At 63.8% G+C, this 26039-nt stretch carries 26 protein-coding genes; 16 read left to right on the top strand and 10 right to left on the bottom strand.

What is annotated here, in order from left to right; translation table 11 throughout:
• The 3 genes from MHK09_RS10780 to MHK09_RS10770 form a co-directional block, all read right to left on the bottom strand.
• Nucleotides 1–672, bottom strand: a 672-nt coding sequence (locus MHK09_RS10780) for an LmeA family phospholipid-binding protein (RefSeq protein ID WP_250413539.1), incomplete at its 3' end; no start/stop codon positions are given.
• A 64-nt stretch (nt 673–736) separates the two neighbouring features.
• Entirely contained in the window at nt 737–1549 is an 813-nt protein-coding gene (locus tag MHK09_RS10775) for a class I SAM-dependent methyltransferase (RefSeq protein ID WP_250413538.1), read from the bottom strand.
• A 20-nt stretch (nt 1550–1569) separates the two neighbouring features.
• Complete coding sequence (locus tag MHK09_RS10770) at nt 1570–2061, bottom strand: DUF2505 domain-containing protein (RefSeq protein ID WP_150851015.1); 492 nt, start codon at nt 2059–2061, stop codon at nt 1570–1572.
• 24 nt (nt 2062–2085) lie between these two features.
• Here MHK09_RS10770 and MHK09_RS10765 point away from each other — a divergent pair, with 24 nt between their 5' ends.
• On the top strand, nt 2086–3192 hold the full coding sequence (locus MHK09_RS10765) for a UDP-N-acetylmuramate dehydrogenase (RefSeq protein WP_250413537.1): 1107 nt from the start codon (nt 2086–2088) through the stop codon (nt 3190–3192).
• Between the two features lie 144 nt (nt 3193–3336).
• Here MHK09_RS10765 and MHK09_RS10760 read toward each other — a convergent pair whose 3' ends face one another.
• Entirely contained in the window at nt 3337–3813 is a 477-nt protein-coding gene (locus MHK09_RS10760) for an S-ribosylhomocysteine lyase (protein ID WP_023020462.1), read from the bottom strand.
• Between the two features lie 71 nt (nt 3814–3884).
• Between MHK09_RS10760 and MHK09_RS10755 the strand changes: the two genes are divergently transcribed.
• Nucleotides 3885–5141: a YihY/virulence factor BrkB family protein gene (locus MHK09_RS10755; RefSeq protein ID WP_250413536.1), complete on the top strand. Its 1257-nt coding sequence runs from the start codon at nt 3885–3887 to the stop codon at nt 5139–5141.
• On the opposite strand, the gene MHK09_RS10750 is transcribed toward MHK09_RS10755, so the two are convergent.
• The 4 genes from MHK09_RS10750 to MHK09_RS10735 form a co-directional block, all read right to left on the bottom strand.
• Nucleotides 5138–6667: an AMP-binding protein gene (locus tag MHK09_RS10750; protein ID WP_250413535.1), complete on the bottom strand. Its 1530-nt coding sequence runs from the start codon at nt 6665–6667 to the stop codon at nt 5138–5140. The genes MHK09_RS10755 and MHK09_RS10750 overlap by 4 nt on opposite strands.
• A gap of 11 nt (nt 6668–6678) precedes the next feature.
• Nucleotides 6679–8388, bottom strand: a complete 1710-nt coding sequence (locus tag MHK09_RS10745) for a long-chain-fatty-acid--CoA ligase (RefSeq protein WP_023020465.1) — start codon at nt 8386–8388, stop codon at nt 6679–6681.
• 70 nt (nt 8389–8458) lie between these two features.
• On the bottom strand, nt 8459–8944 hold the full coding sequence (locus tag MHK09_RS10740) for a methylated-DNA--[protein]-cysteine S-methyltransferase (RefSeq protein WP_023020466.1): 486 nt from the start codon (nt 8942–8944) through the stop codon (nt 8459–8461).
• A 1-nt stretch (nt 8945) separates the two neighbouring features.
• Nucleotides 8946–10661, bottom strand: coding sequence for a long-chain-fatty-acid--CoA ligase (locus MHK09_RS10735; protein WP_250413534.1), 1716 nt, complete (start codon nt 10659–10661; stop codon nt 8946–8948).
• A gap of 66 nt (nt 10662–10727) precedes the next feature.
• Here MHK09_RS10735 and mshA point away from each other — a divergent pair, with 66 nt between their 5' ends.
• The 4 genes from mshA (at nt 10728) to MHK09_RS10715 (ending at nt 14809) form a co-directional block, all read left to right on the top strand.
• Nucleotides 10728–11993 (top strand): D-inositol-3-phosphate glycosyltransferase, encoded by a 1266-nt coding sequence (mshA, locus tag MHK09_RS10730; protein ID WP_250413533.1) that lies wholly within the window; start codon nt 10728–10730, stop codon nt 11991–11993.
• Nucleotides 11994–12032: 39 nt separating this feature from the next.
• Nucleotides 12033–12779 carry a phosphoglyceromutase gene (locus tag MHK09_RS10725; protein ID WP_200435960.1) on the top strand — a complete coding sequence of 249 codons (747 nt, stop codon included), beginning with the start codon at nt 12033–12035 and terminating at the stop codon, nt 12777–12779.
• 63 nt (nt 12780–12842) lie between these two features.
• A complete protein-coding gene (locus MHK09_RS10720; protein ID WP_250413532.1) occupies nt 12843–14105 on the top strand; it encodes a sensor histidine kinase in 1263 nt (420 codons plus the stop codon).
• Nucleotides 14102–14809 (top strand): response regulator transcription factor, encoded by a 708-nt coding sequence (locus MHK09_RS10715; protein ID WP_005327214.1) that lies wholly within the window; start codon nt 14102–14104, stop codon nt 14807–14809. Before MHK09_RS10720 ends, MHK09_RS10715 begins: the two co-directional genes overlap by 4 nt.
• On the opposite strand, the gene MHK09_RS10710 is transcribed toward MHK09_RS10715, so the two are convergent.
• The gene (locus MHK09_RS10710) at nt 14806–15732 is read right to left on the bottom strand and encodes a DUF3109 family protein (protein WP_250413531.1); all 927 of its coding nucleotides are present in this window, start codon (nt 15730–15732) and stop codon (nt 14806–14808) included. The genes MHK09_RS10715 and MHK09_RS10710 overlap by 4 nt on opposite strands.
• A 33-nt stretch (nt 15733–15765) precedes the next feature.
• Here MHK09_RS10710 and MHK09_RS10705 point away from each other — a divergent pair, with 33 nt between their 5' ends.
• From MHK09_RS10705 to MHK09_RS10685, 5 genes are all read left to right on the top strand, one after another.
• Nucleotides 15766–16695: a Ppx/GppA family phosphatase gene (locus MHK09_RS10705; protein ID WP_005327216.1), complete on the top strand. Its 930-nt coding sequence runs from the start codon at nt 15766–15768 to the stop codon at nt 16693–16695.
• A gap of 9 nt (nt 16696–16704) precedes the next feature.
• Entirely contained in the window at nt 16705–17727 is a 1023-nt protein-coding gene (locus MHK09_RS10700) for an Rv0497 family membrane protein (RefSeq protein WP_250413530.1), read from the top strand.
• Between the two features lie 72 nt (nt 17728–17799).
• Nucleotides 17800–18591, top strand: coding sequence for a pyrroline-5-carboxylate reductase (gene proC, locus MHK09_RS10695; protein ID WP_005327218.1), 792 nt, complete (start codon nt 17800–17802; stop codon nt 18589–18591).
• 225 nt (nt 18592–18816) lie between these two features.
• Complete coding sequence (locus tag MHK09_RS10690; RefSeq protein ID WP_005276651.1) at nt 18817–19005, top strand: helix-turn-helix domain-containing protein; 189 nt, start codon at nt 18817–18819, stop codon at nt 19003–19005.
• Between the two features lie 250 nt (nt 19006–19255).
• Entirely contained in the window at nt 19256–19357 is a 102-nt protein-coding gene (locus MHK09_RS10685) for a 30S ribosomal protein bS22 (protein WP_003855542.1), read from the top strand.
• An 86-nt stretch (nt 19358–19443) separates the two neighbouring features.
• On the opposite strand, the gene MHK09_RS10680 is transcribed toward MHK09_RS10685, so the two are convergent.
• Nucleotides 19444–20481, bottom strand: a complete 1038-nt coding sequence (locus MHK09_RS10680; RefSeq protein WP_200435964.1) for an HAD-IB family hydrolase — start codon at nt 20479–20481, stop codon at nt 19444–19446.
• 88 nt (nt 20482–20569) lie between these two features.
• On the opposite strand from MHK09_RS10680, the gene MHK09_RS10675 reads away from it, so the two are divergent.
• The 5 genes from MHK09_RS10675 (at nt 20570) to hemB (ending at nt 26005) form a co-directional block, all read left to right on the top strand.
• Entirely contained in the window at nt 20570–20812 is a 243-nt protein-coding gene (locus MHK09_RS10675; RefSeq protein ID WP_150851354.1) for a glutaredoxin family protein, read from the top strand.
• A gap of 73 nt (nt 20813–20885) precedes the next feature.
• On the top strand, nt 20886–22220 hold the full coding sequence (locus MHK09_RS10670; RefSeq protein ID WP_250413529.1) for a glutamyl-tRNA reductase: 1335 nt from the start codon (nt 20886–20888) through the stop codon (nt 22218–22220).
• Nucleotides 22221–23108 carry a hydroxymethylbilane synthase gene (gene hemC, locus MHK09_RS10665; protein WP_150851790.1) on the top strand — a complete coding sequence of 296 codons (888 nt, stop codon included), beginning with the start codon at nt 22221–22223 and terminating at the stop codon, nt 23106–23108. It begins immediately after the preceding gene.
• 208 nt (nt 23109–23316) lie between these two features.
• Nucleotides 23317–24993 carry a bifunctional uroporphyrinogen-III C-methyltransferase/uroporphyrinogen-III synthase gene (locus MHK09_RS10660; protein WP_250413528.1) on the top strand — a complete coding sequence of 559 codons (1677 nt, stop codon included), beginning with the start codon at nt 23317–23319 and terminating at the stop codon, nt 24991–24993.
• A 28-nt stretch (nt 24994–25021) separates the two neighbouring features.
• Nucleotides 25022–26005 carry a porphobilinogen synthase gene (gene hemB, locus MHK09_RS10655; protein WP_248099205.1) on the top strand — a complete coding sequence of 328 codons (984 nt, stop codon included), beginning with the start codon at nt 25022–25024 and terminating at the stop codon, nt 26003–26005.
• The last annotated feature ends 34 nt before the right edge of the window (nt 26006–26039 follow it).

Genomic DNA, 26039 nt, shown 5'->3' with positions numbered 1-26039 from the left:
GCCCACGAACTGATCCGACATGCCGTTTTGTAGCGCGGAGGAGATGGCTTCGGTGGCCTGGTCCGGCAGCTCGAGGCCGAAGATAGAGGCCTCGGTGGCGCGGATATCGAGCTTTCCATCGTGGGCAGTGGGCTCCAGCGACAGGTTGGCCAGGCCGCCGGCGAACTTCACGTCCAGCACATGGTCCTGTTCATTGGCGGTAATCTCCGTGACCACCATATTGCCCACCTTGTCGCTGCCGGCTTGCTCGGAAATGCCCTTCTGGAAGGAGGCCAGCAGGTAGTCATCCGGCACGGTGGTAGAAGCGCGCAGCTTGCCGGCCACCGGATTGTCCTGGTCGGTGCTCATGTCTTCCACGTGGATCTCGGAGGCAGGTTGGCCTTTGATCTCGGTGCCGTCGATTTGCAGGGTGGACGGCGTGGTCATATCCATCTGGGAAATGGAGCCCTTAAACAGCCCCAACAGGAGCGGGCTGCCGCCGAAGCTGACGGAGGGGTCCTCTTTGACCTGAATGCCCTCTTGCTCAGCGGCCTCGTTGAACTGCGAGGTCATCTGGTGGCCGATGAACCAGCGCAGGCCGAACTCGGCCAGCAGGATGAGCACGAGGAGTGCTACGAGGATGCCAATGATGATTTTCCAGGCGAGTGAACCCGCCGATTTCTTCGAAGCCATGCGTACCAGTGTGGCGTATGAGACGGCGCGGGGCAAAGTCTGCGGCGAAGTTAGCAGGACATTTTTAAGCTTGCGGAGCCACTGATTCCCAGTCCACGGTGAGCACATTATCGCGCAGGCGCCGGCGGACGGAGTGGATGTTAAAGGGGGCGTCGGCAAGCATGGCGCGTGCTCTACGCCAGCGCACGCGCGGGCCGTAAGGCGCCCAGCCGGCCGCGCGGTCCCAGGCTTCGTCGGCGGCCTGAAGTAGCTCGTGGATGGGCTCGCCGGGCACATTGCGGTGGATGAGGATTTTGGGCAGGCGCTCGGCAATATCGGAAGGGCGCGCCACATCGAACGGGTCCCACGCCAGGGTGAGCGTCCGCGGACCGTGGGCATCCAGCAGCAACCAGGCCGCGCGCCGGCCGAGCTCATCGCAGGTGCCCTCCACAAAGAAGCCGCCCGGGGCGAGCCGGGAGCACACCGTCTGCCAGGCCTCTTCCACCTGGTCCACGTCATACTGGCGCAGCACATTAAACGCGCGCACCAGCTGCGGCCGGTAGCCGGCCAGCTCAAAACCGCCCAGCTCGAAGCGCACGCCATCGCGCGGCGGCAGCACCCGGTCCGGGTGGATCTCCAGCCCGCGCACGTCTACCCGCGGATTCGCCCGGCGCAGCCACCCTGCCCACTCCACGGTGGTCGCATGCGAGGCCCCGTAGCCCACATCGAGCGCCAGCGGCGTATCCACATGCCGCAGCAGCGCGGAAATCTCCGGGTGCGCGAGCATCCACCTATCGCAGCGCCGCAGCCGGTTGTGGTTGGTGGTGCCGCGGGTAATAACGCCAAAAGGCCGACCCGCAGCTGCGCTAGCGCGCAGATTATGTGCGTGGTCGGCCATAGATTCTGGGGCTTTAGAACTTAGGCGTTCTCAGAAATCCACTGTTCGGTCAGCTTGCCCTCGTTATCGAAGAGCTCGCCCAGGGACTCGCCCACCTTCGGCTCGATGGCGGCGCCCATCATCGGGATATTGACGGAAATCTCGTTGACGTAGGACAGCTTGGTCATTTCGCCCTCGCCAGCCAGGGAGATATCGCCCTTGAAATCAACCGGGGTGCCCTTGACATCCGCGGTGTAGTTGACGTCAGCAGCCTCGCCGTTGAGCTCGCCCACGGTAACCACGCGCTTGACCTTCAGGTCCTGGGAGACCATGGCGCGCACTGCCTCTGGCAGCAGGGTGGTCGGCAGAACCTCGAAGAGGGTGGCTACGTTATCGCTGAAGTCGTGCACCTGGCCCGCCTCAGGGGAGAGGTTGGCCACGATGAACTCCCAGTACTCCTTGGTGAGCAGCGCCTTGTGCACCTTTTCGATGGGCTGATTGATGGTTACGGTGTTTTCACTACGGGTTGACATGCCTAACAGACTACCTTGGTAGGCGTGCTTGATAAATCTTTGACGCAACAGCTCACAGCGATCGACGGCGTAGAACTGGACCCCGCCGCCACTTTCGCGGACCTGACTACGCTGCGTGTAGGCGGAAAACCGCAGGCCGCACTGCGCTGCTCGCAGCCGGAGGCCGCCGTTGCCGTGGTGCGTGCCCTTGATCACGCCGAAGTGAAATTCATCGTCGTTGGCGGCGGCTCCAACCTCTTGGTGGCCGATGGCGCCGTGGATCTCGTCGCGGTCATCCTCGACTTCGACGAGGTATCCATGGACACCGAAACCGGCGTGGTGCGCGCGCAGGCGGGCGCCGTCTGGGATGACGTGGTGGCTCGCTCCGTGGAGCTCGGCCTGGGCGGCATCGAGTGCCTCTCCGGCATCCCCGGCACCGTGGGCGCGGTCCCCGTGCAGAATGTGGGTGCCTACGGCGCCGAGATCTCCGAGGTCCTTACCCGCGTGCGCCTCTATAACCGCCGCACCGATACCGATGAGTGGGTCCCCGCCTCCGATCTAGAGCTGGCCTATCGCTATTCCAACCTGAAATTCACCGGCCGCGCCGTGGTGCTGGAGGTGGAGCTGCAGCTCGATACCGAGGGCCTTTCCCGCCCGCTGCGCTTTGGCCAGCTCACCCAGAACCCCGGCGAGCGCCGCCCCGTGGCCGAGGTTCGCGAGGAGGTTTTGAAGCTCCGCCACGGCAAGGGCATGGTGCTCGACCCCACCGACCATGACACCTGGTCCGCCGGCTCCTTCTTTACCAATCCGGTGGTGGACTCCGCTCTTGCCGACGCCGTCCAGGCCAAGGTCCGTGCCTCGCTTGGCGACGCCACCGCAGACTCCATGCCCCGCCACCCCTCGGCCGAGGCCGGCCGGGAAAAGCTGTCTGCCGCCTGGCTCATTGACCGCGCTGGGTTTGCCAAGGGCTACCCGGGCTCCGGCTGCGCCACGCTCTCGACGAAGCACACGCTGGCGCTTACCAACCGCGGCGAGGCTACGGCTGCCGATATCGTGGACCTTGCCCGCACCATCCGCGATGGCGTCCGCGATGCTTTCGGCGTGGAGCTCGTGCCCGAACCCGTCTGGATTGGCCTCGCCCTCGACGAGTAGCGTGGGGTTGCCCCTGCACACTGGGGCCTAAAACCTATAAAGCAGCCACGATAGCGCCCTAAACCACACGGTTTTCGGGTCTATCGTGGCCGCTTTGCGGGCGTGGCGCCTGTCGCGTTTGTCGCGCCCGCGAAGGTTTCTGGATTAGGCCGCCATGACCTGAAGCCACTCATCCTTAGCACCTAGGAAAGCGCGGGCCGCCTCCTGCGCACCCTCCAGGCTGTGGTGCGCACCCCAGCCGCACTGCTCTTCGTTGGCTGCGGGTACCTCGGTGGCGTTAAGAATATCGTTGAGCGCGCCTTCTACCGCGCGCAGCAGCTCGTCTTGTTCCATGCCATTAGTGATGGCGTAGAAGCCGGTACGGCAGCCCATTGGGGCAAAACCGATGAGCTTATCGGTGTAATTGCGCATGAAGTTGGCCATCATGTGCTCCACCGAATGCAGCGCCTTGGTATCAAGGTGATCCTGATTAGGCTGGCAGAAGCGCAAGTCGTACTTAATGATTTCGACGCCGCCACCCAAATCCGTGCGGTCGGCCACGCGAATATACGGTGCGCTGACGAGGCGGTGGTCGAGTTCGAAGGACTTCACGTTGAGCTTCTTATCATTCTGTTCAGTCATGCTTCTCCAGTGTAATCACAGCTGAGTGTCACTTCCTGAAATAGATTCTTTACCGCATACGCTGGGATAATATGAGCACACTGGACGATTCCGCCGAGGTTCCTGGCGCCGCGAACATGGCGGCCGACGATCTGTCTGCTGGCGACCCGTCCGCCACTGCACGGCCGAGCGCTTCAGCCACTCCGGTAAGAGAATCCGTCTATGAGGGCGCGGATAAAATCGTGCCGAGTACCGCGCCCACCGTGGTCAAGATCGAAGGCCACACCGAAAATGTGGACCCGCTGGCCCGCGGTAACCGCTTGCGCAAGGAAAGCTGGGGGCTGGTGCTCCGCCGCGTGTGGGCGGACTTCTTCCACGATGCCTTGATGGATCGCGCCGCCACGATGACGTATTTCACGCTCATGGCCTTTGCTCCTACGGTGCTCGCGGCCTATTCGATAGCCACGCTCATCTTTTCCTCTCGGCGCGCCGAGGTACATGAATTAACCTCGCAGTTCATTGCGGATTACGTGCCGAGTTCGATGACGGAGCAGGCCGAGCACCTCGTGGGCTCCATCATTGGCTCCACAGCCCAAGGCACCTTCGCGCTGGTGGTATCCGTGCTGGTTTCTCTTTTTGCCGCCTCGGCCTATGTGCGTGCCTTCTCGCGCACCGCCAATACCGTCTACGGGCGGGTAGAGGGCCGCGGAATAATCCGCACCTGGGCACTCATGTGGGGGCTTACTATCGTCCTGGTCATCGGCGCGGTGATCGTGCTTTTTGCTAACCTGCTGCGCGATACCATTGTCAGCGGTGTGGTCGAACCGTTAGCCGGCAAGCTAGAGATGCAGGGCACCGCGGACTTTTTGGGTGGGATCTTCATGCCGGTGTGGAATTGGCTGCGCTTCCCGCTCACCGTGGTGATCGTGCTGAGCTTGATCGCCATCTTGTATCACTTTTCCCCGAACGTGCGGCCGGCGCGTTTTCGGTGGATAACCCTAGGCTCCGTGGTGGCTCTGAGTACCAATGTTGTGGTGTGGGGAGCATTTGCGCTGTATACCCAGCGCTTTGCCGGCGCCAGCGTCTATGGCGCCTTCAGTCTCATCATGGCCGTATTCATGGCCGTGTGGCTATCTAATACGATGCTCATTTTGGGCATCAAAATCGATGCGGAGATCCTGCGCGCCAAGGAGCTGCAACTGGGCCTGCACGCCGCGCGGCATATCCAGGCCCCGCCGCGTTCCGACGCCGCCGCTAAGTCCCAAGCCCGCGCCCAGCACGACCTTGAGAAGCGTTCTGAGCGCATCTACGAACAGGCGGTGCGCCGGGGAGAGCAGGAAGAAGACTAGCCCTGGCTGAGCAGGGCGAGGAGATCGCGCTGGACATCGCGGCGGCGCAGCTTGCCCAGCTGATCGCTGGCGAGCGCCTCCATGGCAAAGAAGCGCTGCGGTACCTTATAGCGCGCCACCAACCCGCGGCAATGGTCGCGCAAGGCGGATTCGTCGAGCTGCGCGCCGGGGGCAAGCACCACGCAGGCGGCGACGTCCTCAGAACCATCGGAGCGAGGAAGGCCCACGACCGCGGCCTGGGCAATATCAGGATGGGAGGTTAAAGCCTCCTCGACCTCGCCGGGATAGACATTGAAACCACCGGTGATGATGATTTCCTTGATACGGCCCACCAAGCGGATATGGCCGTCAGGCTCGCGCACGCCCATGTCCCCGGTGCGGAACCATCCGTCATGGAAGGCGGCGGCGGTGGCGGGGGCGTCGGCAAGGTAGCCGCTAAAGACTTGCGGGCCGCGGGCGAGGATCTCGCCGGCCTCGCCATCCGGCTGGGTGCGGCTGAGGTCGTGAGGATCGCCGATGCGCAGCTGCGTATCCGGCAGCGGCAGGCCTATGGTGCCGGCGCGCCGGGTGTCATCGAGGGGGTTGATAGTCAGCACGGGTGAGGTTTCCGTAAGCCCATAGCCTTCCACCAGCATGCCGCCGGTGCGCGCCTCCCATGGCTCGATGATGCGCGAGGGGAGGGAAGCCGCGCCCGAGATGGAATAGCGCACCCCGCCGAGATCCGAGGGAGACTCGGAATCAGCGGCAGTGGCAGCGTAGTTCATGGCGCGTTCGTAGATGGTCGGCACGCCCGGCATCCAGGTGGGGCGGCGGGTGGCAAGCGCTTCCGTCACTGCGTCGGTGTGTGGGGCGGCAAGCAGGATAATCTCGGCCGCGCAGCGCACCGCGAGCAGCACGCTCATCGTCAGGCCATAGGAATGGAACATGGGCAAAGCGGCCAAGAAGCGCTCATTACCGCGGCGCAGTGGGGCCTGGGTTTCTAGCTGTAGGCAGTTGGCAGCGAGGTTCCCGTGGGTTAAGACCACGCCCTTGGGGCGGGCGGTGGTGCCGGAGGTGTAGAGGATAAGGGCGGCGTCGGCAAGCGCGGCAGGGTACGGCTCCACCGGGGCACCGGAAAGGGGAAGTGGCTCGGTGAGGGAGACGGAGATAGTGGTCTCCACCTGCGCGGAAACGGTAGGGGCGATGTCCTCCCAGGCGATAGCCACGCGGGCGCCATGATGGGCGAGTAGCGGGGTGAGCTCGTGCGCGGTATAGCGCGGGTTATGCTCGACCACCACCGCGCCCAGGCGCAGAATGGCGAAGAAGGCCACCACGTGTTGCGGGCAATTAGGAAGCAGGATCGCCACCCGGTCGCCGGGGCGCACACCCATCTCGCGCAAAGCGCCGGCCGCGGCCGCCACCTGGGCATCGAGCTCGCTATAGGTTAGCGTGTGGCCGGCGAAGTAGGTGGCGGGGCGCTGCGGAAACCTCGCGACGGCCGCCGCGAGGAAATCCGTCAAGGTAGCGCCATAGTGAATTTCTGCCATAGCCGCTAAGTTTAGGCCTTTGCCTCCAGCAGCTCGAGTAGGTCCTTGCGCACCTGGTGGCGGCGAATCTTGCCCAGGTGGTCGCGCGCCAGATCTTCGAAGTGATAGAAGGTGCGCGGCACCTTATAGCGGGTGAGGCGCTCGCGGCAGAATTCCTTCAAGCCCTCGGGATCGAGCACGGCGCCATCGCGCAGGGTAACGCAGCCGACGACATCCTCGGAGCCATCCTGGCGCGGGCGGCCCACGGCGGCGACATCCACCACGTCGGGGTGCTCTGCAATTGCCTCTTCTACCTCTGCGGGGTAGACGTTGAAGCCGCCGGTGATGATGATTTCCTTAATGCGGCTGACTAGGCGGACCCAGCCGTCTTCTTCCATGACTGCCATGTCTCCGGTGCGGAACCAGCCGTTATGGAAGGACTCCTCTGTTGCTTCTTGGTTGCCAAAATAGCCTTGGAAAATTTGCGGACCACGCGCGAGCAACTCGCCTGGCTGGCCATCAGGCTGGGTTTCATCCAGATTCTTCGGATTGGCAATGCGTACCTCGGCATCTGGGAATGGGAGCCCCACATAGCCAGGGCGATTCTTTCCGTTCATTGGGTTGCCAATTAACACGGGGGAGCACTCGGTCATGCCAAAGCCTTCTACGAGTCGTCCGCCGGTCATGGACTCCCACCGTTCCACGATTTCTACGGGCAGTGTAGCGGCACCGGAAAAAGCGTTGCGGATGCCGCTTAAGTCCACGTCTTTGTCTTCGGCTGCGTCCATGATCTTCTGATAGAGGGTGGGAACCCCTGGCAGCCAGGTAGGCGTGCGCTTTTTCACGATGTCCAGGATGAGCGGCATTTGTGGGGAAGGAAGCAAGATAAGCTCGGCGCCCATGTACACGCTAAAAATGCACAGTGTGGTCATGCCGTAGGCGTGAAACATCGGTAATGCGGCGAGGAAGCGCTCTTTGTGCTTTCCCATTTCTGGAACCCAAGCTTGGCCTTGGACGCAATTAGCTATGAGATTACCGTGCGAGAGCATTCCGCCTTTGGGTTTTCCGGTGGTGCCGGAAGTGTAAAGGATGAGCGCGACGTCAGCCTGGCTGATGCGTGGCATTTCTAGGGCGCTGCCGTCGCCGCCAATAGCTGAGCCGATCAGGGTAGACCACGCTACTGTGTTTGGTGCATGCTCGGTGAGCTGCTCGCGTTTAGCAGCTAGCGGTGGGATAGGCAGGCGGAGCGCGAGGCGCTTGAGTGGTGGCATGGCATCGACCATGTTGACGGAGACGATGGTCTCTAGCGGGGTAGTCGAGCGCAGCTTTTCCAGCGTGGAGGCGGTTTTATCCCAAGAGATTGCTACGCGGGCACCATGATCTCGGAAAAGTCCTTCCAATTCGTGGGCGGTATAAAGTGGGTTGTGCTCGACCACGGTGGCACCAAGTAGCTGCACCGCATAGAAGGCCGCGACGTGCTGAGGGCAGTTGGGCAGCACGATGGCCACCTTGTCGCCTGGGCGAATACCAAAAGCCTTGAGCCCGGCCGCGGCGGCGCGCACTTGGGCGTCGAGCTCCGCGTAGGTCTGCGTGCGGCCGAAGAAATAGGTGGCGGGTTTATTGGCGTTGACCCGCAGGTTATCGCGGTAATAGTCGACGATGGTTTTATTACCGTAGTCCAGCGTGTGAGGGGTCCATTCGCTGTAGTGATCGAGCCAAGCTCGGGAGGTGGAAGCGGACACGCAAAAACCTTTCGTTTGGGTAAATAATTAGTTTTAAAAAATCAGTATAGAGAAAACGTGAAGAAGCCCTCTAGTTTTCTTCCAGTGTCAGCAAAAAACGTTTGGCTTCCAGACCGCCCGCATAGCCGCCGAGCCCGCCGTCGCTGCGCAGCACCCGGTGGCATGGCCGCACGATGAGCAGGGGATTGGCACCGCACGCACTGCCCACGGCCCGCGTCGCGCCGGGCCGGCCCAGCAGCTTGGCGACGTCGCGGTAGGTGACCGTCTCCCCATAGCCAATCTCGGCCAGTTGCGCATGCACTGCGGCGCGAAAGTCGGTCGTCGCAGGCGGGTCGAGGGGCAGCTCGAAGGCGCGGCGCTGGCCGGCGAAATACTCCGCGAGCTGTGCCTGGGCGGCGTCGAGCACGTCCGCGCTGCGCTTTTCGATGCCCCCTTCCTCTACACCGCCCACCGCTTCCTGCAGGGTGCTGGCCGCGGTGAATTCGACGCGGGAAACCCCCCGCGGGCTCGCCTGCAAACGCAGGGGTCCGAGGGGGCTATCGATTAGGCGGAACAAGTTAATTCTGCTCGGCCTCGAGGCGGCGGATGAGGTCTGCCTGGACCTCGCGGCGGCGGATCTTGCCCATCTGGTCCTTGGCCAGCTCCTCAAAGTGGTAGAAGGTGCGCGGGACCTTGTAGCGGGTCAGGCGCTCGCGGCAGTAGTCCTTGAGTCCCTCCGGGTCCAGGGCGGCGCCATCGGCGAGGTCGAGGCAGGCCACGACGTCCTCGGAGCCGTCCTCGCGCGGGCGTCCGACCACGGCTACGTCATCGATGCTCGGGTGCTCGCGCAGGATTTCTTCCACCTCGCCCGGATACACGTTGAAGCCGCCGGTGATGATGATTTCCTTGATGCGGCTGACCAGGCGGATGAAGCCGTCTTCTTCCATGACGCCCATGTCACCGGTGCGGAACCACTCGCCGTGGAATGCGGCCTCGGTGGCCTCCTCGTTATTGAGGTAGCCCTTGAAAATCTGTGGCCCACGCGCTAAAACTTCGCCCTCGGTGCCGTCCGGCTGGGTTTCATCGAGGTTATCCGGGTTGGCAATGCGCACCTGGGTATCCGGGAACGGAATGCCCACGTAGCCCGGGCGGCGGTCGGTGCTCATGGGGTTGCCCACGATAATCGGCGAGCACTCGGTGAGGCCATAGCCCTCCACCAAGAGGCCGCCGGTGTAGTTCTCCCACTTGTTGACCGTGTCCGAAGGCAAGGTAGAAGCGCCGGAGAAGGCTGCGCGCACGCCCTTGATAGGGATCTGCTGCTCGTCGGCGGCTTTGACGATTCGCTCGTAGAGCGTCGGTACACCCGGTACCCAGGTCGGGGTGTGCTTTTTCATCAGCTGCATGATGAGCGACATATCCGGCTTAGGCAGGATGACTAGTTCGCCGCCGATAAACTGCGCCAGGGTCACGTTCATGGTCAGGCCATAAGCATGGAAGAAGGGGAGGGCGGCGAGCATGCGCTCGGGCTTATCGCCCAGGCCCGGTACCCACGCTTTGCCCTGCATCAGGTTGGAAAACAGGTTTCCGTGAGAAAGCATGGCACCCTTCGGGGCGCCGGTGGTACCAGAGGTATACATAATCAGCGCGATGGTGTCCTTATCCACGTCTTCCGGCGTGGTGATATCTCTACCGTCGCCACCGATGGCGTTGCCCACCAAGGCTTCCCACGGCACGGTATTGGGCGCCGGGGAAGAAAGCTGTTCGCGCTTGGATTTGAGCGGCGGGATGGGCAAGCGCAACGCGGCGCGCTGCAGGGTGGGCATGGCGTTGATCATGTTGATGGACACGACCGTTTCCAGGTTGGTGGTCGCGCGCAGCTTCTCCAAGGTCGGCGCGGCCTTATCCCAGGCGATGGCGATGCGTGCGCCGTGATCTTGGAAGAGTCCTTCCAGCTCATGGGCGGTGTAGAGCGGGTTATGTAGTACCACCTGCGCACCGAGCTTCAAGATGGCATAAAACGCCGCGATGTACTGCGGCGAGTTTGGTGCCACGATGGCTACACGGTCACCGGGGCGCACACCGAAGGCCTTCAAGCCAGCGGCCGCAGCGCGAACCTGACGGTCCAGCTCCGCATACGTTTGGGTGCGCCCGAAGAAGTAGGTGGCCGGTTTATCGGCGTTGACCTCAAGGTTGTTGTCGTAAATATCCAGCAACGTGGTGTCGCCGTACTCGAGGTGGTGCGGTGTCCATTCCGGGTAATACTGGAGCCAAGCCTGTGATTCGTATGCGGACAAAACTTTACCTTTCGGTGGCGTAGGTTTCTGGCAGGGGCCAGTATAGCGCCGGTAGAATTGAGCGCCATGCGCATCGCCATGATCTCTATGCATACCTCGCCGATTGAACAGCCCGGCTCGGGGGACGCCGGCGGCATGAACGTCTACGTCCTCAATAGTGCGCGCCAACTGGCTCGCCGGGGAATCGAGGTGGACGTCTATACCCGCGCCACTCGGCCTAGCCAGGGCGAAATCATTGAGGTTGAGCCCCATCTGCGCGTCATTAATATCGTCGCCGGGCCGTACGAGGGCCTGGATAAAGAGGATCTGCCTACCCAGCTAGCCGCTTTCGCGGGCGGCATGGTGCAATTTGCCAAGTGGCAGGGCAAGAAATATGACCTTATTCACTCGCACTACTGGCTCTCCGGCCAGGTGGGCTGGCTGCTACGGGATCTCTGGGGCATTCCGCTCATCCACACGGCCCATACCCTCGCCGCGGTGAAGAATGCCTCCCGGACCGCGGATGACACCTTGGAGTCCGAGGCCCGCCGCATCTGCGAGCAGCAACTGGTGGATAACGCGGACCTGCTCGTGGTCAATACCGAGCAGGAGGCCCGCGACCTGGCCGAGCACTACGACGCCGAGTGCGACATCATTCGCGTGGTCTCGCCCGGCGCCGACGTAGAGCTTTTTACCCCTGGTACGGACCGCAATACCGAGCGCTCCCGTCGCGAGCTGGGCATTCCACTGCACACCAAGGTGGTGGCCTTTGTGGGGCGCCTGCAAAAATTCAAAGGCCCGGAGGTCCTTATCCGCGCCACGGCCGAACTCTTCCGCCGCGAACCGGCGCGCGACCTGCGCGTGGTTATCTGCGGTGGCCCGTCGGGGGCCAATACGGCGCCGGAGGCCTATAGGGAGTTGGCGCGTGAGTTGGGCGTCGATAAGCGCGTGCGCTTTTTGGGCGCCCGCCCGCCAGAGGAGCTGGTGGGGGTCTACCGCGCGGCCGATATCGTAGCGGTGCCTAGCTATAACGAGTCCTTCGGCCTAGTGTCGCTGGAGGCCCAGGCTTCTGGCACGCCGGTGGTAGCCGCGGCCGTCGGCGGGCTGCCCATCGCCGTGGCCGACGAGGAGACCGGCTTGCTGGTGCACTCGCATGACCCGTCCGACTGGGCCGATGCTCTAGCCCGCCTGCTTGACGACGACCCCATGCGCATCGCCATGGGCGAAGCCGCCGTCGCCCACGCCGCGCGCTTTAGCTGGGCCAGCTCCGCCGCCGCGCTCGCAGAAATCTATGACGAGGCCAGCCGCATAGAGGTCCCGGATTGCCATCAACGGCGGGCGATTGGGGATTAAACCCTGACGCCGGTAGTAATTTCGTGGCATGCTGTAGGCATGACTAACGGAAAACTGATTCTTCTTCGCCATGGCCAATCCAAGTGGAACGAGTCCAACCAGTTCACTGGCTGGGTCGATGTAGATCTGACCGAAAAAGGCGAGGCGGAAGCCAAGCGCGGCGGTGAGCTGCTCGCGCAGGAAGGCGTTCTGCCCGATGTCCTCTATACCTCTCTTCTACGCCGTGCTATCCGCACCGCAAATATCGCACTCAACGCCGCCGACCGCCACTGGATCCCAGTGGTGCGCGATTGGCGCCTCAACGAGCGCCACTACGGCGCCCTGCAGGGCCTGAACAAGGCCGAGACCAAGGAAGAGTACGGTGAGGAAAAGTTCATGGCATGGCGCCGCTCCTATGACACGCGCCCGCCGGAGCTGGCCGATGACTCCGAGTACTCCCAGACCAATGACCCGCGCTACGCGGACCTGGACAAGGTCCCGCAGACCGAGTGCCTGAAGGACGTCGTCGCCCGCTTCGTGCCGTACTTCGAGGAAGAAATCCTCCCACGCGCTAAGAAGGGCGAGACCGTGCTCATTGCTGCACACGGTAACTCCCTGCGCGCACTGGTTAAGCACCTAGACAATATCTCCGATGACGATATTGCCGGCTTGAACATCCCAACCGGCATCCCGCTGGTGTATGAGATCACCGAGGACGGCTCCGTAGTAAATCCAGGTGGCACCTACCTGGATCCGGAAGCCGCCGCTGCCGGTGCCGCCGCCGTTGCTGCGCAGGGCGGTAAGTAAGAAACTGCGCCACAGTCCCCGGGGAGCATTCCCTGGGGACTTTGTGGTGGATAGGGTAGACACGTGGAATTGATTCTTTCCTTTGCCGCCGGCGTGGTGGCCTGCGGGCTGGCGCTGCCGGTGATTTCTTGGCTGCGCGGGCGCATTGCGCGCTACCGCCAAGCCACCGATGCCGAGGCCAACCAAGTGACGACGGTCAGCCAGGTGCTGCATTTGGCCGTACAAGGCTCGCCGACGGCCCTGGCGGTGCTGGACCGCAGCCAAGAAATCGTCATGTCCAATCCCGCCGCCCACGAGATGTCCCTGGTGCATGACCGCGCCGTGAACCCGGACGTGTGGCAGACCGCGCAGGAGGTCTTCGAGGACAAGGAGACCCGCACCGTCGACCTGGCCATTCCCAAGCGCCGCACGGGCCACCGCGTCACCCAGTTCAAGGCGGTCATTAAGCCGCTGACGCTTAACGACGGCCGCTTTGTCATCATTTACGGCACCGATGAGAGCGAAAACGTCCGCATGGAATCCGCACGCCGCGACTTCGTGGCAAACGTCTCCCACGAGCTCAAGACCCCCGTCGGCGGCATTGCCCTGCTGGCCGAAGCCCTGCTCCAAGACCCCGGTGACCAGGAAACCGTCGAGTACTTTGGCAACAAGGTCTACAAGGAAGCCAACCGCATGGCCGATATGGTCAGCGAACTTATTTCCTTGTCCAAGCTGCAAGGCGCCGAGGCGCTGCCAGAGATGGAACCGTTGGCCGTCGATGACCTCATCGAGGAAGCACTCTCGCGCAACCAACTGGCTGCGGAGGCCCGCTCCATCGAACTCAACCGGGGCGCCTCGGTTGGCGTGCAGGTCAAAGGAGATAGGTCCCTGCTGGTTACCGCACTATCTAACCTCATCTCCAACGCGATTAACTATTCGCCGGAGAAGATGCCGGTATCGGTCTCCCAGAAAGTCGTGGACGGTGGGGTCGTGCTCATTCGCGTCACAGACCGCGGCATCGGTATCGCACCGGATGATCAAAAACGTGTTTTTGAGCGCTTCTTCCGCGTAGACCAAGCCCGGTCGCGGCAGACCGGAGGCACTGGCCTAGGATTAGCAATTGTTAAACACGTGGTGGCCAACCACGGCGGCAACATCAAATTGTGGTCCCGGCCCGGTACCGGTTCCACATTCACCATTGAGTTGCCTATCTACAGGGAAGAAAAGCCAGCGCAGGATGCTGGCATGAAGGATAATGAGAAAAAGGATGCCGTCACTGCGGCGGCGCCTGGGCTCCCGCGTGCAGTAGCGCGCGTCGCAGCACGTCGAAAGGATAAAGCACAATGACCACCATCCTCATCGTTGAAGATGAAGAGTCGCTGGCAGATCCGCTGGCATTTCTCCTCCGCAAGGAGGGCTTCGAGCCGATCATCGCGCACGATGGCCCCACCGCGCTGGAAAAGTTTGCCGCTAACGACATCGATATCGTCCTTCTAGACCTCATGCTGCCCGGCATGTCTGGCACCGAGGTATGCAAGCAGCTGCGCACTACCTCGTCCGTTCCGGTCATCATGGTGACCGCGCGCGATTCCGAGATCGACAAGGTCGTCGGCCTTGAGCTGGGCGCCGATGACTACGTGACCAAGCCCTATTCCTCCCGCGAGCTCATCGCGCGCATCCGCGCGGTGTTGCGCCGCGGCCACGATTCCGGCGCCGGCGCCGACACCGAGGCGGAGGAAGAAGTAGCCGAGCAGATCCTCGAAGGCGGCCGCGTCAAGATGGACGTGGAACGCCACACCGTTACCGTTGCGGATGAGCCGGTATCTATGCCCCTCAAGGAATTCGACCTCTTGGAGTACCTGCTGCGCAACGCCGGCCGCGTACTTACCCGCGGCCAGCTCATTGACCGCATCTGGGGCGCCGATTATGTTGGCGACACCAAGACGCTCGACGTCCACGTCAAGCGACTGCGCTCCAAGATCGAGGAGCAGCCCTCCCGCCCGAAGCACCTGGTTACGGTGCGCGGCCTGGGCTATAAATTCGAGCTCTAGCTCCCCGCCCGCTGGCTTTCAACCTGCAGGCTCCCAGCTTTCACGCTGGCCGGGTGCTGCGCGAGCTGGACGCCGTGCTCGGCCGCCGCGGCGCGCGCCTTGCAGTGCGCGGCCAAAATCTCATAGGACTCTCGGCCCATGAGCGCTACCAGCTCGTCCTCGTGCGATTGCCACATCGGCAGCGGGTTGGCGTGGCAGGCGGCATCGGCCGAGCAATACCAATCAAAGTCTTCGCCGCCATTGCCCCAACCGCGGCGGTCATACTCGCCGATCTGCGTGCGCAAAATCTCCTGGCCATCCGGGCGCTCTTCATAATCCTCGTAGCGGCGCAGCGGCAGCTGCCAGCACACCTCGGGTTTTACCACCGTGAGCTCCTCGCCGGTATCGACAGCCCACTGGTGTAGCGCGCAGCCCGTACCCGTTGCCCAGCCGGCGCGGTTGGCAAAAATGCACGCGCCATCCACAATTGGCGTCTTTAGGGCCGGTTCCGGTTCGCCGTCCTCGCCGTCGAGTTCGTCCCACTCCAGCCATGGCTCCAACTCGTCCGTAGCGTCCTGCGCGAGGAACTCATCTACCCCCGCTGGGCGCAGCTGCCAATACTTGGCGGGCATGCGCGAGACGGCGTCGTAAAGCTGATCGCGGTCTTCCTCATCGGCCATATAGGCGCCATGCACGCAGCAGCCCACCTCGGGCTGGCTCTTATCGATGCCCCGGCATGCCGACGTCCCAAATTGGCAGCTGTAGTGCGATTCCACCCATGTCAGGTCGATGGAAAAGACGTGGTGCGGGTCGTTCGGGTTGGTAAATTCGAACCACTCCCGCGGGAAATCGGGGGCCTCTTCGCGGCCCGCTCTTATCGACGCCGCCGCGGGCGAGCTCGCGGGAAAACCTAGGTATACCGTGTCAGATTTTGGGCGATTCACACCTAACCACGGTAGACCTACTACGCTATTAGTGTGCGATTAGGTGTATTAGACGTCGGAAGCAATACCGTCCACCTCGTTGCGGTCGATGCCGCGACGGGCGGACGGCCCACTCCGATGAGCGATTGGAAGACCCCGCTCCGGCTGGTAGAACAGCTGGACAAGAAGGGCAACATCCATGAAAAGGGTGTAAAGAAGCTGGTCAGCGCCGTAGCGGAGGCGAGCGAGCTGGGCGATAAGCTGGGCTGCGCTGAATTTATTGCTTTTGCAACCTCGGCGGTGCGCTCTGCGCCCAATTCCGAGGCCGTGCTCGATGAGGTGGAAAAGCAGACCGGCGTACGCCTGCAGATCCTCTCCGGCGTGGAAGAAGCCCAGCTGACCTTCCTTGCTGCCCGTCGCTGGTATGGCTGGTCCGCCGGCCGTATTACCAACCTGGACATCGGCGGCGGCTCGCTAGAGCTGTCCACCGGTACCGACGAGCACCCCGACCTTGCCTTCTCCCTCGACCTGGGCGCTGGCCGGTTGACCCATAATTGGTTCGACACCGACCCGCCAGAGAAGAAAAAGGTAAGCGCGCTGCGCGATTTCATTGATGCAGAGCTTGAAGACGCCGCCCAGCAGATGAAGGCCATGGGCCCCGCTGGCCTTGCCGTGGGTACCTCCAAAACCTTCCGTACGCTGGCCCGCCTGACCGGTGCCGCACCTTCGTCTGCCGGCCCATACGTCAAGCGCACGTTGACTGCACCGGGTCTGCGCCAGTTGATTTCCTTCATCTCTCGCATGACTGCGGCAGACAGAGCAGACCTAGAAGGTGTAAGTTCTAACCGATCGCACCAAATCGTTGCCGGCGCTCTAGTGGCCGAGGCATCCATGCGGGCCTTGGACATCGAGAAGCTGGAAATCTGCCCGTGGGCGCTGCGTGAGGGCGTCATTTTGCGCCGGACCGACAAGGGATTGGAATAGGAAGAGATCATGGCTGACAAGAATAAGTTGACCGTGGCAGAGCTGCTGGCTCGCGATAAAAAGGCCCGCGGCGAGAAGGGCGGCAAGGATGACAAGCGTTCGCGCCGCCACCGCCGCAGCTTGGATGAAGGCGGCATTTCCGTTGCCGAGCTAACCGGCAACCTTAAGAAGGTCGAAGCTTCGCCTGCCGAGGCCAAGCACACCTCCGTCTCCATCGACGAGGACGCTCCCGTCATCCGCGCCCCCAAGGCTGCCGACGCGACCGATGCCGACGCCACAAAGAAGTCCACCGACAAGCCAAATTCTCAGTCCGCAGCCACGACCGCCGCTCAGCCTGCCGCGCCGAAGGCTGCACCCAAGGCTGCACCAAAGACCGCCGCAGAGGCAGCACCAAAGGCTGCTCCTAAATCCGCGGACAAGCCCGCAGCCAAGTCTGCTGCCGCTGCGGCACAGGAGGCGCCGAAGAAGAATCAGCCTTCTGCGGATGACACCGCGGTAATCCAGCGCGTGGGTAAGGCGAAGGAGGAGGATGCCAAGACTGCTGCCGCCAAGCCTGCCGGGGCTGAGGCAGCTGCCGCGAAGCCCGTTGCCGAAAAGCCGAAGGCCGACAAGGGCGCGAAGGTGGCCGGAGCGGGAGCTGCGACAGCTGGTGCTGGAGCGGCCGCTGCAGCGGCGGTGCCGGCGTCTAAGAAGGCGGGCGTCGCTAAGAATGCCGAGGAAACCGGCAACCTGCCCAAGGTCGAGGACGACGAAGAGTGGATCGAGGAAGAGCACGAGAAGCTCAACCCAGTTTCCATCCTGCTGATGATTGTCGCGGGTATCCTGCTGGCGATTGTCATCTTCAAGGGCTTTGAGATTCTGTGGGATAGCTTCCCACGCCTGGTCGTCGCCATCCTGGCGCTGTGCGTCACCGCAATTATGGTGGGCGTGACGCACGCCCTGCGCACCGCGCGCGACGGGTTCTCTATGTTCCTGGCCGGCTTTACCGGCCTCGTCCTTACCTTCGGCCCGCTGCTGTTGGTTATGCTCTAAGCCCCCGCTTGTCGACGCCCCGGTTACCCCACGTGGTAGCCGGGGTTCCGCATTTTTGGCATGGTGGAGACTATGACAAAGATTGCAATTTTAGGCGGCGGACAAATCGGTGAGGCTTTGACCTCGGGACTCGTAGCTTCGGGCTTTGCGGGCTCGGATATCACGGTCACCAACCGCACCGAATCCCGCAGCAAGGAACTTCAGGACGCTTATGGCGTCGCCACCACCAGCGATAATGCGGCGGCGGTAGACGGCGCGGATTATATCTTCGCGTGTGTGAAGCCCTACGCCATCCTGGATCTGCTCGAAGGCCTTGAACCAGCCAAGGATGCCGTGGTGGTGTCCATGGCCGCGGGCCTGACGCTCGAGCAGCTGCAGGGAGCGGCGGGCGAAGGCGTGCCGGTGGTGCGCGTTATGCCCAATACCCCCATGTTGGTGCGCCGCGGCATGTGCACCTGCGCGGCCGGTGAGCACGTGAGCGACGCCCAGATGGACGGCGTGCGCGAGCTGTTGGAGGCCGTAGGCGAGGTGGCGGTCATCCCGGAGAAGAATATCGACGCCGCCACCGCGCTGGCAGGCTCCTCGCCGGCCTATTTCTTCCTCGTAGCAGAAGCGCTTGTCGATGCCGGCGTGCAGCTCGGCCTTCCCCGCGACGTCGCTGAGAAGCTTGCCGCCCAGGCCGCAGCCGGCTCCGGTGAAATGCTGGCTAGCTCCGGCCGCTCGGCCACCCAGCTGCGCGCTGGCGTAACTTCGCCGGGCGGTACTACCGCGGCCGCTGTCCGCGAGCTGGAGGAGTCCGGCTTGCGCGGCGCGTTCTACCGCGCGGCAGAAGCCTGCTCCGATAAGGCCAAGGAGCTCGGCTAGCGCCGCCGTGTGCGACCTCCCCGTGGTGGGGGTGTACCCACCCGGGAGTGTTGGGGCGGGTGTTAAGCAGCGCTTTTAGGGGAAACCCTAATGAATGCTGTGAAAAAATTTGGCACTTGGGTCGCATTAGTCACATGTTTCACGATAGGCTAGGGCAAGCACGTGCGTGAAGTCCTGTGGGAGGGGAAGCCTACAGCGCGTAACGAGCTGAAGGGTTAGATATATATGGCAAATGAAGAAAAGGGAACCTTTCTGACGATCGCGGAGGTCGCCGAGATTATGCGCGTCTCCAAAATGACCGTCTACCGTTTGGTTCATGCAGGCGAAATGCCGGCTGTTCGCGTCGGACGCTCCTTCCGCGTTCACGAGTCTGCCGTCAACGAGTACTTGGAGGCTTCCGTCTACGGAGCCTAGGCTCGCGCCGCACAGACAGCGCCCACCTCTGTTGGCCCTCGTGGTCAGCGGTGGTGGGCGCTGTTGTTTCTCGTTGTTGTTGTCGCGGGCCCTTTTTGGTCACGGGCTGGGTGCTGGGTAAGATGGTGTGCATTCGTGTCGGCTCGCTGATGTGGCCCGCGGTCCGTGTGGCCACGGCGGCAAGAGTGCACCTTCGCCGCTTTAGCGCTGACAAGTTTGACAGTACGTACTACACGAAAGTGAGGACTCCATGGGTTCCGTCATTAAGAAGCGCCGCAAGCGCATGTCCAAGAAGAAGCACCGCAAGATGCTGCGCCGCACCCGCGTGCAGCGTCGTAAGCTGGGCAAGTAAACCCCAGCCCGCTTCTTGCCCTCCGCCATTGTGCGGAGGGTTTTTGCATGCTTGCCGACGTCCCTCTGCGCCCTCTACCGCCCTGGCTACCGCCGGTAGTAGCGCCAGCCGCCATAGGAAAAGGCGGCGGTGGCCAGCGCAGGGAGGCCATAGGTGCGGATGGCGCGGCGCACGGAGCGATAGTCGCGCACGAGCCAGCCGCGGTCTCCAGCAATATCGCGCAGCTTGCGGTCTGGGTTAATGGCCACGGCGGTGCCGACCATGGACAGCATGGGCACGTCGTTGGCGGAGTCCGAATACGCGGTGCAGCGCGAGAGGTCGAGACCTTCGATGGTCGCGAGCGCGGCCACGGCGTGCTTTTTGCCGGGCCCGTGGAGGATATCGCCGACCAGCCGTCCGGTGAACTTGCCGTCCTTGACCTCCGCGACGGTGCCGAGCGCGCCCGTAAACCCGAAGCGCCGGGCGAGCACCTGCGCCAGCTGGACCGGCGTGGCGGTGACCAGCCATACCTGCTGGCCGGCGGCTAGGTGCATCTCCGCCAGCTGCGTGGTGCCGGGGTAGGCGCGGCGGGCCAGCGAGGCGTCCACGATCTCCTCGCACAAATCCACCAGCTCGTCGACGCTGCGGCCTTTGACAAACTCCAGTGCCTGCGCGCGGCCGGCGGCCACGTCCTTGGCATTTTCGCTGCCGGAGACGCGGAACTTGAGCTGCTTCCACGCAATCGGCAGGATTTCAGAAATACGGAAGTAGCGCTTGCGCGCCAAGCCAAAGGCGAATTCCACGAGGGAAGAGCCTTGGATGAGGGTGTTGTCGACGTCGAAAAACGCTGCCGCGCCCACATCCACCGGTACGTCCGGGTCCTGGGCGGTGATGCGCTGCGCACCGGCCGCGTCATAGGAGCCGGTGACCGAGTCAACGCCGGAAGCAAAGTCCTCCAACTCCAGCCCGAACTCCTCCAGCGCCGCAGCCGCCGCGGCTTCACCGGCGGTGCGCTGCGATTCCTCGTCCAGCGGGGCGAGCGCTTGGGTCTCCAAGAAATTACGCAGGTTACCGCGCGAGGCGGTCCAATTGGCCAAGAAGTCGCGGGGGGATTCGGGGAACCCTGGGGGAGTGGTAGCGGACACGAGTGGGACAAACAGCTTTCGCAAATGCGGGGTGGACTAACGTGTCCATAGTAATGGTTTCGACCGCCGCCGTCCTTGTGAGGAGAAAATGTCCCAGCATCTCGTCGAGCTCATGGTGCGCACCACCTGCGGTTCTTGCGCGCGCGTGAGGGAGCAGATCACCCCCGTCGTCAAGCAGGCAGGCGCGGAGCTTGCTGTGCGTAACGTGGATGAGGACGCGGAGCTGGCCATGGAGTTCGGTGACCGCGTGCCCGTCGTGGTCATCGACGGCGAAGAGTTTGCTTGCTGGGAAGTAGACAACGAGGAGTTGGCGGCCGAGCTGGCCGGTTGATTCGGGATCCGCGACACCGACGGGTAGTCTTTTGGAGGATTAAAATCAATCAAAGGGTTGAGGAGTGTTGTGCATGAGCGTGCTCGTCGTGGGCATGTCCCACCAGTCGGCGCCGGTGGCGCTGCTGGAAAAGCTGAGCATGGATAGTGCGGTCCAGGATTCCGCCTGCGGGCAACTCGTGGCGGCCGAGCCACTTTCAGAGGCCATGATTATCTCCACCTGCAACCGCATGGAGGTCTACACCGTCACCAACTCCTTCCACGCCGGCGTGCAGGAAGTCGTGCGCGTGCTCACCCAGGTTTCCGGCGTGGGCGAGCAGGAGCTGCGCAACTACCTCTACGTGCGCTATGCCGACGCCGCGGCCGAGCACCTCATGTCCGTGACCTCCGGCCTGGATTCGATGGTGGTGGGCGAGCAGCAGATCATCGGCCAGGTGCGCAGCGCCTACCAGTCCGCCTCCGAGCAGGGCACGGTCGGCCCGCGCATTCACGCGCTGGCGCAGGCCGCGCTGCGGGCGGGCAAGCGCGTGCACTCCGAGACCGATATCGACGAGGCCGGCGCCTCCATGGTGTCTTTCGCCTTCGACCAGGCCTTGCAGCGCCTCGACGCCGGGGACCTGACCGGCAAGACTGCGCTGATCCTTGGTGCGGGCGCCATGGCGTCCCTCGCCGCCACCCACGCCGGCCGGCTGGGGGTTAAGGAGCTGGTGCTGGCCAACCGCACCCGCGAGCGCGCCGAGCGCCTGGCCAGCCACGCCGAGGAGGCGGGCGTTGCCACCCGCGTCGTGGACTTTGCTGAGCGCGCCGCCGCGCTTTCCGACGTCGACCTTGCCATCTCCGCCACCGGCGCCGATAACTTCACCATCGAGGCCGCCGACCTCCCCGCCGGCCGCGATCTCATGCTCATCGATCTCTCCCTGCCGCGCGATATCGACGATGCCGCCGCCGCGGCCGAGGGCGTGGACTTGGTCAATATCGAGCGCCTGAGCAAGTCTCTTTCGGCCGCCGATACCGATGTCGCGGCCGGCACCAGCCCGCACGCGCAGGCCCGCCACATCGTCGACGAAGAGCTGGCGGCCTATACCTCGGCCCAGCGCGTGCGCGACGTCGCCCCGGCCGTAAGCGCCCTGCACCGCCGCGCGGCCGATCTCGTCGAGTGCGAGGCCGCGCGCCTGCAGCACAAGCATCCCGAGCTCGCGGGCAAGCAGCTCGAGGACGTGCAGCGCGCGCTCAAGCGCGTGGCCGATAAACTGCTGCATGAACCGACGGTTAGGGCGAAGAAGCTGGCGGCGTCGGAAAGCAGTGTCAGCAGCGAAAGCGCCCTGCAGGAGCTCTTTGGCCTGCAGCTGGAAGGCTCCGGGGTGTCCGTGGCCGTCAATGAACTGCCCACCATGACTAAGGAGGCCTAGATGTTTCAGATTGGTACCCGCGGCTCCAAGCTCGCCACCACCCAGGCCGGCCATGTGCGCGATTGGCTTATCGACGCCGGCTTTGACTCCCAACTCCACATCGTCACCACCGCCGGCGACGTCAATATGGCGCCGGTCGAGCGCATCGGCGTCGGCGTATTTACCCAGGCGCTGCGCGAGGCGCTGTATGCCGGCGAGTGCGATATCGCCGTGCACTCGTTTAAGGACCTGCCCACCGCGCCCGATGATCGCTTCCGCCTCGTCGTGCCGCAGCGCCAGGATTCCCGCGAGGCGCTCGTCGCCCGCGATGGCCTGAGCCTGGCGCAGCTGCCGCAGGGCGCGCGCGTGGGCACCTCCGCCCCGCGCCGCATCTCCCAGCTCGCCGCCCTCCGCCCGGACCTGGAGATTCGCCCGCTGCGCGGCAACATCGATACCCGCATGTCCAAGGTCACCGACGGCGAGCTCGACGCCGTTCTGCTGGCCTACGCCGGCCTGCTGCGCGGCGGCTACGCAGACCGCGCCACCGAAATCTTCGAACCCTCCGTCTTCATGCCGGCACCGGCCCAGGGCGCACTCGCCATCGAGGCCGTGGCCGGCACCGAGGCAGCCGCGGCCCTAGACGCTATTGTCGACGACCGCGCCTCGGCCGCCGCTGCCGGTGAGCGCGCCGTGCTGGCCCGCCTCGAGGCCGGCTGCACCGCGCCGGTGGCCGCCACCTCGCGCTGGGACGGCGACCAGCTCACTGTGCGCGGCGGCGTCTTCGCGCTCGACGGATCCCGCCAGCTCACCGCCACCGCCTCCGGCTCCGCGGCCGAAGCCGCCGATCTTGGCGCGCGCATCTCGGACGAGCTTTTCGCCGGTGGCGCGGCCGAGCTGCTGGGCAAGTAATTTCGCCTTTAGGCGCTAATAATTTAAGGTGTAGATACCACAGATCATTGTCCCGCAATGATCCGGCCCCCTTTAAGGGCATCCCAGGACGCAAGGCCTGGGATTTTGGCCGTTAAGACCGTGTCACCCACCGCCGGCGCGGGGAACCACACCGCATGCGATCATGTCCGTGCGCGGTGCCGCGCGCCCGATTTTAGAAAAGAACTTTATGAGCAATGCCGCGCCAGACACCCAATTGGGCAAGATCGTCTTTGTGGGCGCTGGTCCAGGTAATCCCGACCTGCTGACCGTCCGCGCCCGCGAGGTTCTGGCAAATAGTGCCATCGCCGTGACTGATCCGCAGGTCATGCAGGGCGTGCGCGATGCCGTCGCCGCCGCGCTGCCCGTTCCGCAAGAGCTTCTCGACGCCGCCGAAGCCGAATACGCCCAAATGTGCGCCGATGCCAAAGCCAAGGGCGCGCGCCGTAAACCGCCGCGCCCCGCGCCGCCAACGGCCGCGGTGTTGTACGAGCCGGGCGAAGATATCGTCGGCCAGCTGCGCGAGTGCTTGGTCGAGGCCGATGGCGAGGATGTCATCCGCCTAGTCACCGGCAACCCGCTGCACCGCGAGTCCATCAAGGCCGAGATCAACGCCGTGGCGTCTGCCGGCCTGGAATTCCAGGTAGTGCCGGGCATGTCCCTGCCCTCCACCGTGCCGTCCTTTGCCGGCATTGCTCTCGGCTCGACCTATACCGAGGCCGACGTTACCGACGGCGCCGATTGGGACGCGCTGGCCAACGCCACCCAGCCCATCGTCCTGCAGGCCACCAAGGAAGACCTGCCGGTCATCTCCAACGAGCTGCAGCAGCGCGGCATGCCGGCCGAGACCGAGGCATTTGTCACCGTCCACGGCACCACCCGCCTGCAGCGCACCTATGAGACCACGCTGGGCACCATGGGCAAGCTCGACGCGGACCTCACCGGGCCGCTCGTGGTCACCCTAGGCCGCAGCATCGACGACCGCACCAAGTACTCGTGGTGGGAAAATCGCCCGCTCTACGGCTGGCGCGTGCTCGTCCCGCGCACCAAGGAGCAGGCCGGCCCGATGTCCGCGCGCCTGGCCGGCTACGGCGCTATCCCGCAAAACGTGCCCACCATCTCCATCGAGCCGCCGCGCAACCCGGCACAGATGGACCGCGCCATCAAGGGCATCGTCGAGGGCCGCTACAAGTGGATCGTCTTCACCTCCGTCAACGCCGTGACCGCGGTGTGGGATAAGATCGCCCAGCTCGGCCTCGACGCCCGCGATTTCGCCGGCGTCCACCTCGCGGCCGTGGGTACCAAGACCGCGGCCGCCATCCGCGCCAAGGGTATGGTTCCGGAGCTCCTGCCACACAAGAAGAAGCAGAACGCCGAGGGCCTGCTCGATGTCTTCCCCAACTTCGTAGAAGACATCGACGCTGTCGGCCGCGTCCTGCTCCCACGCGCCGATATTGCGGCCGACACCCTAGTTGACGGGCTCAAGGCCTTGGACTGGGAGGTCGACGACGTCGTGGCCTACCGCACCGTCCGCGCCGCCCCGCCTTCGGCCGAAATCCGCGACATGATCAAGACCGGCGGCTTCGACGCCGTCGCCTTCACCTCCGGGTCCACCGTGCGCAATCTGGTGGGCATTGCGGGCAAACCGCACCAGCGGACGATCATTGCGTGTATCGGGCCGTCGGCAAGAGCGGCCGCGGAAGAGATGGGCCTGCGCGTCGATGTGGTGCCCGAAGTTGCGGACGTGCCCGCGCTTGTCGACGCCCTCGCAGACCACGTCGCCGCCCTCCGCGCCGCCGGAAACCTGCCCGCGCCGCGCAAGAAACGCCGCTCGCGCAAGAAGGCTACTAAGGTCGACAAGGCATAAGTTTTAGTCTCGCTCTAAGGAGTACCCAATGAGCACCTTCCCAGCCCGCCGCCCACGCCGCCTGCGCACCACCCCGCAGATGCGCAACCTCGTGGCCGAAACCGAGGTCCGCCCCTCGGACCTGATTCTGCCCATGTTCATCGTGGACGGACTCGACGCCCCGCGCGAGATTCCCTCCATGCCGGGCGTCTACCAGCACACCTTCGATTCCCTGCGCCGCGCGGCCGAGGAGGCGTTGGAGGCCGGCGTGCCGTGCATCGACCTTTTCGGCGTGCCGCTCGATGAGGACAAGGATGACACCGGCTCCGTCGCTTGGGACCCACAGGGCATTTTGAACCGCGGTATTTCTTGCCTGCACGAGGAATTCGGCGATGACCTCATCGTTATGGCCGATACCTGCCTCGACGAGTTCACCTCCCATGGCCACTGCGGCGTGCTGGATGACAAGGGCCGGGTGCTTAACGACGAATCCGTCAAACTCTACCAAGACATGGCCCGCTCCCAAGCCCGCGCCGGCGCCCAGATCGTCTCCCCGTCCGGCATGATGGACGGCCAGGTCGGCGCCATCCGCGCCGATCTCGACGAGGCCGGCCACGAAGACGTGGCCATCATGGCTTATTCCGCCAAGTACGCCTCCGCTTTCTTCGGCCCGTTCCGCGATGCCGTCGGCTCCTCCCTCGAGGGCGACCGCCGCACCTACCAGCAGGATCCGCGTAATTTCCGCGAGTCCCTGCTCGAGGCCGAGCTCGACATCGAAGAGGGCGCGGACTTCGTTATGGTCAAGCCCGGCCTGCCCTACCTGGACGTGCTCTCGGCCGTGGCGGAGACTTCTCCCGTGCCGGTCGCGGTCTACCAGGTCTCCGGCGAGTACGCGATGGTCAAGGCCGCGGCCGCCAACGGGTGGATCGACGGCGAAGCCATCATGCTCGAGTCACTGACCGCATTCAAGCGCGCCGGCGCCGGCCAGATTCTGACCTACTTCGCTACCGAAGCCGCCCGCCTTCTCAAGTAAAGGACCCCTGTGACTGCTACGCCCCCGTCACCCG

The sequence above is a fragment of the Corynebacterium tuberculostearicum genome, assembly GCF_022347235.1.
Taxonomy (GTDB): Bacteria; Actinomycetota; Actinomycetes; order Mycobacteriales; family Mycobacteriaceae; genus Corynebacterium; species Corynebacterium tuberculostearicum_F.
The sequence above is the reverse complement of the archived record's forward strand: the minus strand, read 5'-3'. Positions and strand labels throughout refer to the sequence as shown.

Excerpts from the sequence above, each read along its gene's own strand:
- MHK09_RS10770 (WP_150851015.1), bottom strand. The coding sequence starts at position 2,061 with ATGTCAACCCGTAGTGAAAACACCGTAACCATCAATCAGCCCATCGAA.
- MHK09_RS10675 (WP_150851354.1), top strand. The coding sequence starts at position 20,570 with ATGTCCCAGCATCTCGTCGAGCTCATGGTGCGCACCACCTGCGGTTCT.
- MHK09_RS10760 (WP_023020462.1), bottom strand. The coding sequence starts at position 3,813 with ATGACTGAACAGAATGATAAGAAGCTCAACGTGAAGTCCTTCGAACTC.
- MHK09_RS10755 (WP_250413536.1), top strand. The coding sequence starts at position 3,885 with ATGAGCACACTGGACGATTCCGCCGAGGTTCCTGGCGCCGCGAACATG.
- hemB (WP_248099205.1), top strand. The coding sequence starts at position 25,022 with ATGAGCACCTTCCCAGCCCGCCGCCCACGCCGCCTGCGCACCACCCCG.
- MHK09_RS10750 (WP_250413535.1), bottom strand. The coding sequence starts at position 6,667 with ATGGCAGAAATTCACTATGGCGCTACCTTGACGGATTTCCTCGCGGCG.
- MHK09_RS10715 (WP_005327214.1), top strand. The coding sequence starts at position 14,102 with ATGACCACCATCCTCATCGTTGAAGATGAAGAGTCGCTGGCAGATCCG.
- proC (WP_005327218.1), top strand. The coding sequence starts at position 17,800 with ATGACAAAGATTGCAATTTTAGGCGGCGGACAAATCGGTGAGGCTTTG.
- MHK09_RS10775 (WP_250413538.1), bottom strand. The coding sequence starts at position 1,549 with ATGGCCGACCACGCACATAATCTGCGCGCTAGCGCAGCTGCGGGTCGG.
- MHK09_RS10685 (WP_003855542.1), top strand. The coding sequence starts at position 19,256 with ATGGGTTCCGTCATTAAGAAGCGCCGCAAGCGCATGTCCAAGAAGAAG.
- hemC (WP_150851790.1), top strand. The coding sequence starts at position 22,221 with ATGTTTCAGATTGGTACCCGCGGCTCCAAGCTCGCCACCACCCAGGCC.
- MHK09_RS10700 (WP_250413530.1), top strand. The coding sequence starts at position 16,705 with ATGGCTGACAAGAATAAGTTGACCGTGGCAGAGCTGCTGGCTCGCGAT.
- MHK09_RS10670 (WP_250413529.1), top strand. The coding sequence starts at position 20,886 with ATGAGCGTGCTCGTCGTGGGCATGTCCCACCAGTCGGCGCCGGTGGCG.
- MHK09_RS10660 (WP_250413528.1), top strand. The coding sequence starts at position 23,317 with ATGAGCAATGCCGCGCCAGACACCCAATTGGGCAAGATCGTCTTTGTG.
- mshA (WP_250413533.1), top strand. The coding sequence starts at position 10,728 with ATGCGCATCGCCATGATCTCTATGCATACCTCGCCGATTGAACAGCCC.
- MHK09_RS10690 (WP_005276651.1), top strand. The coding sequence starts at position 18,817 with ATGGCAAATGAAGAAAAGGGAACCTTTCTGACGATCGCGGAGGTCGCC.
- MHK09_RS10725 (WP_200435960.1), top strand. The coding sequence starts at position 12,033 with ATGACTAACGGAAAACTGATTCTTCTTCGCCATGGCCAATCCAAGTGG.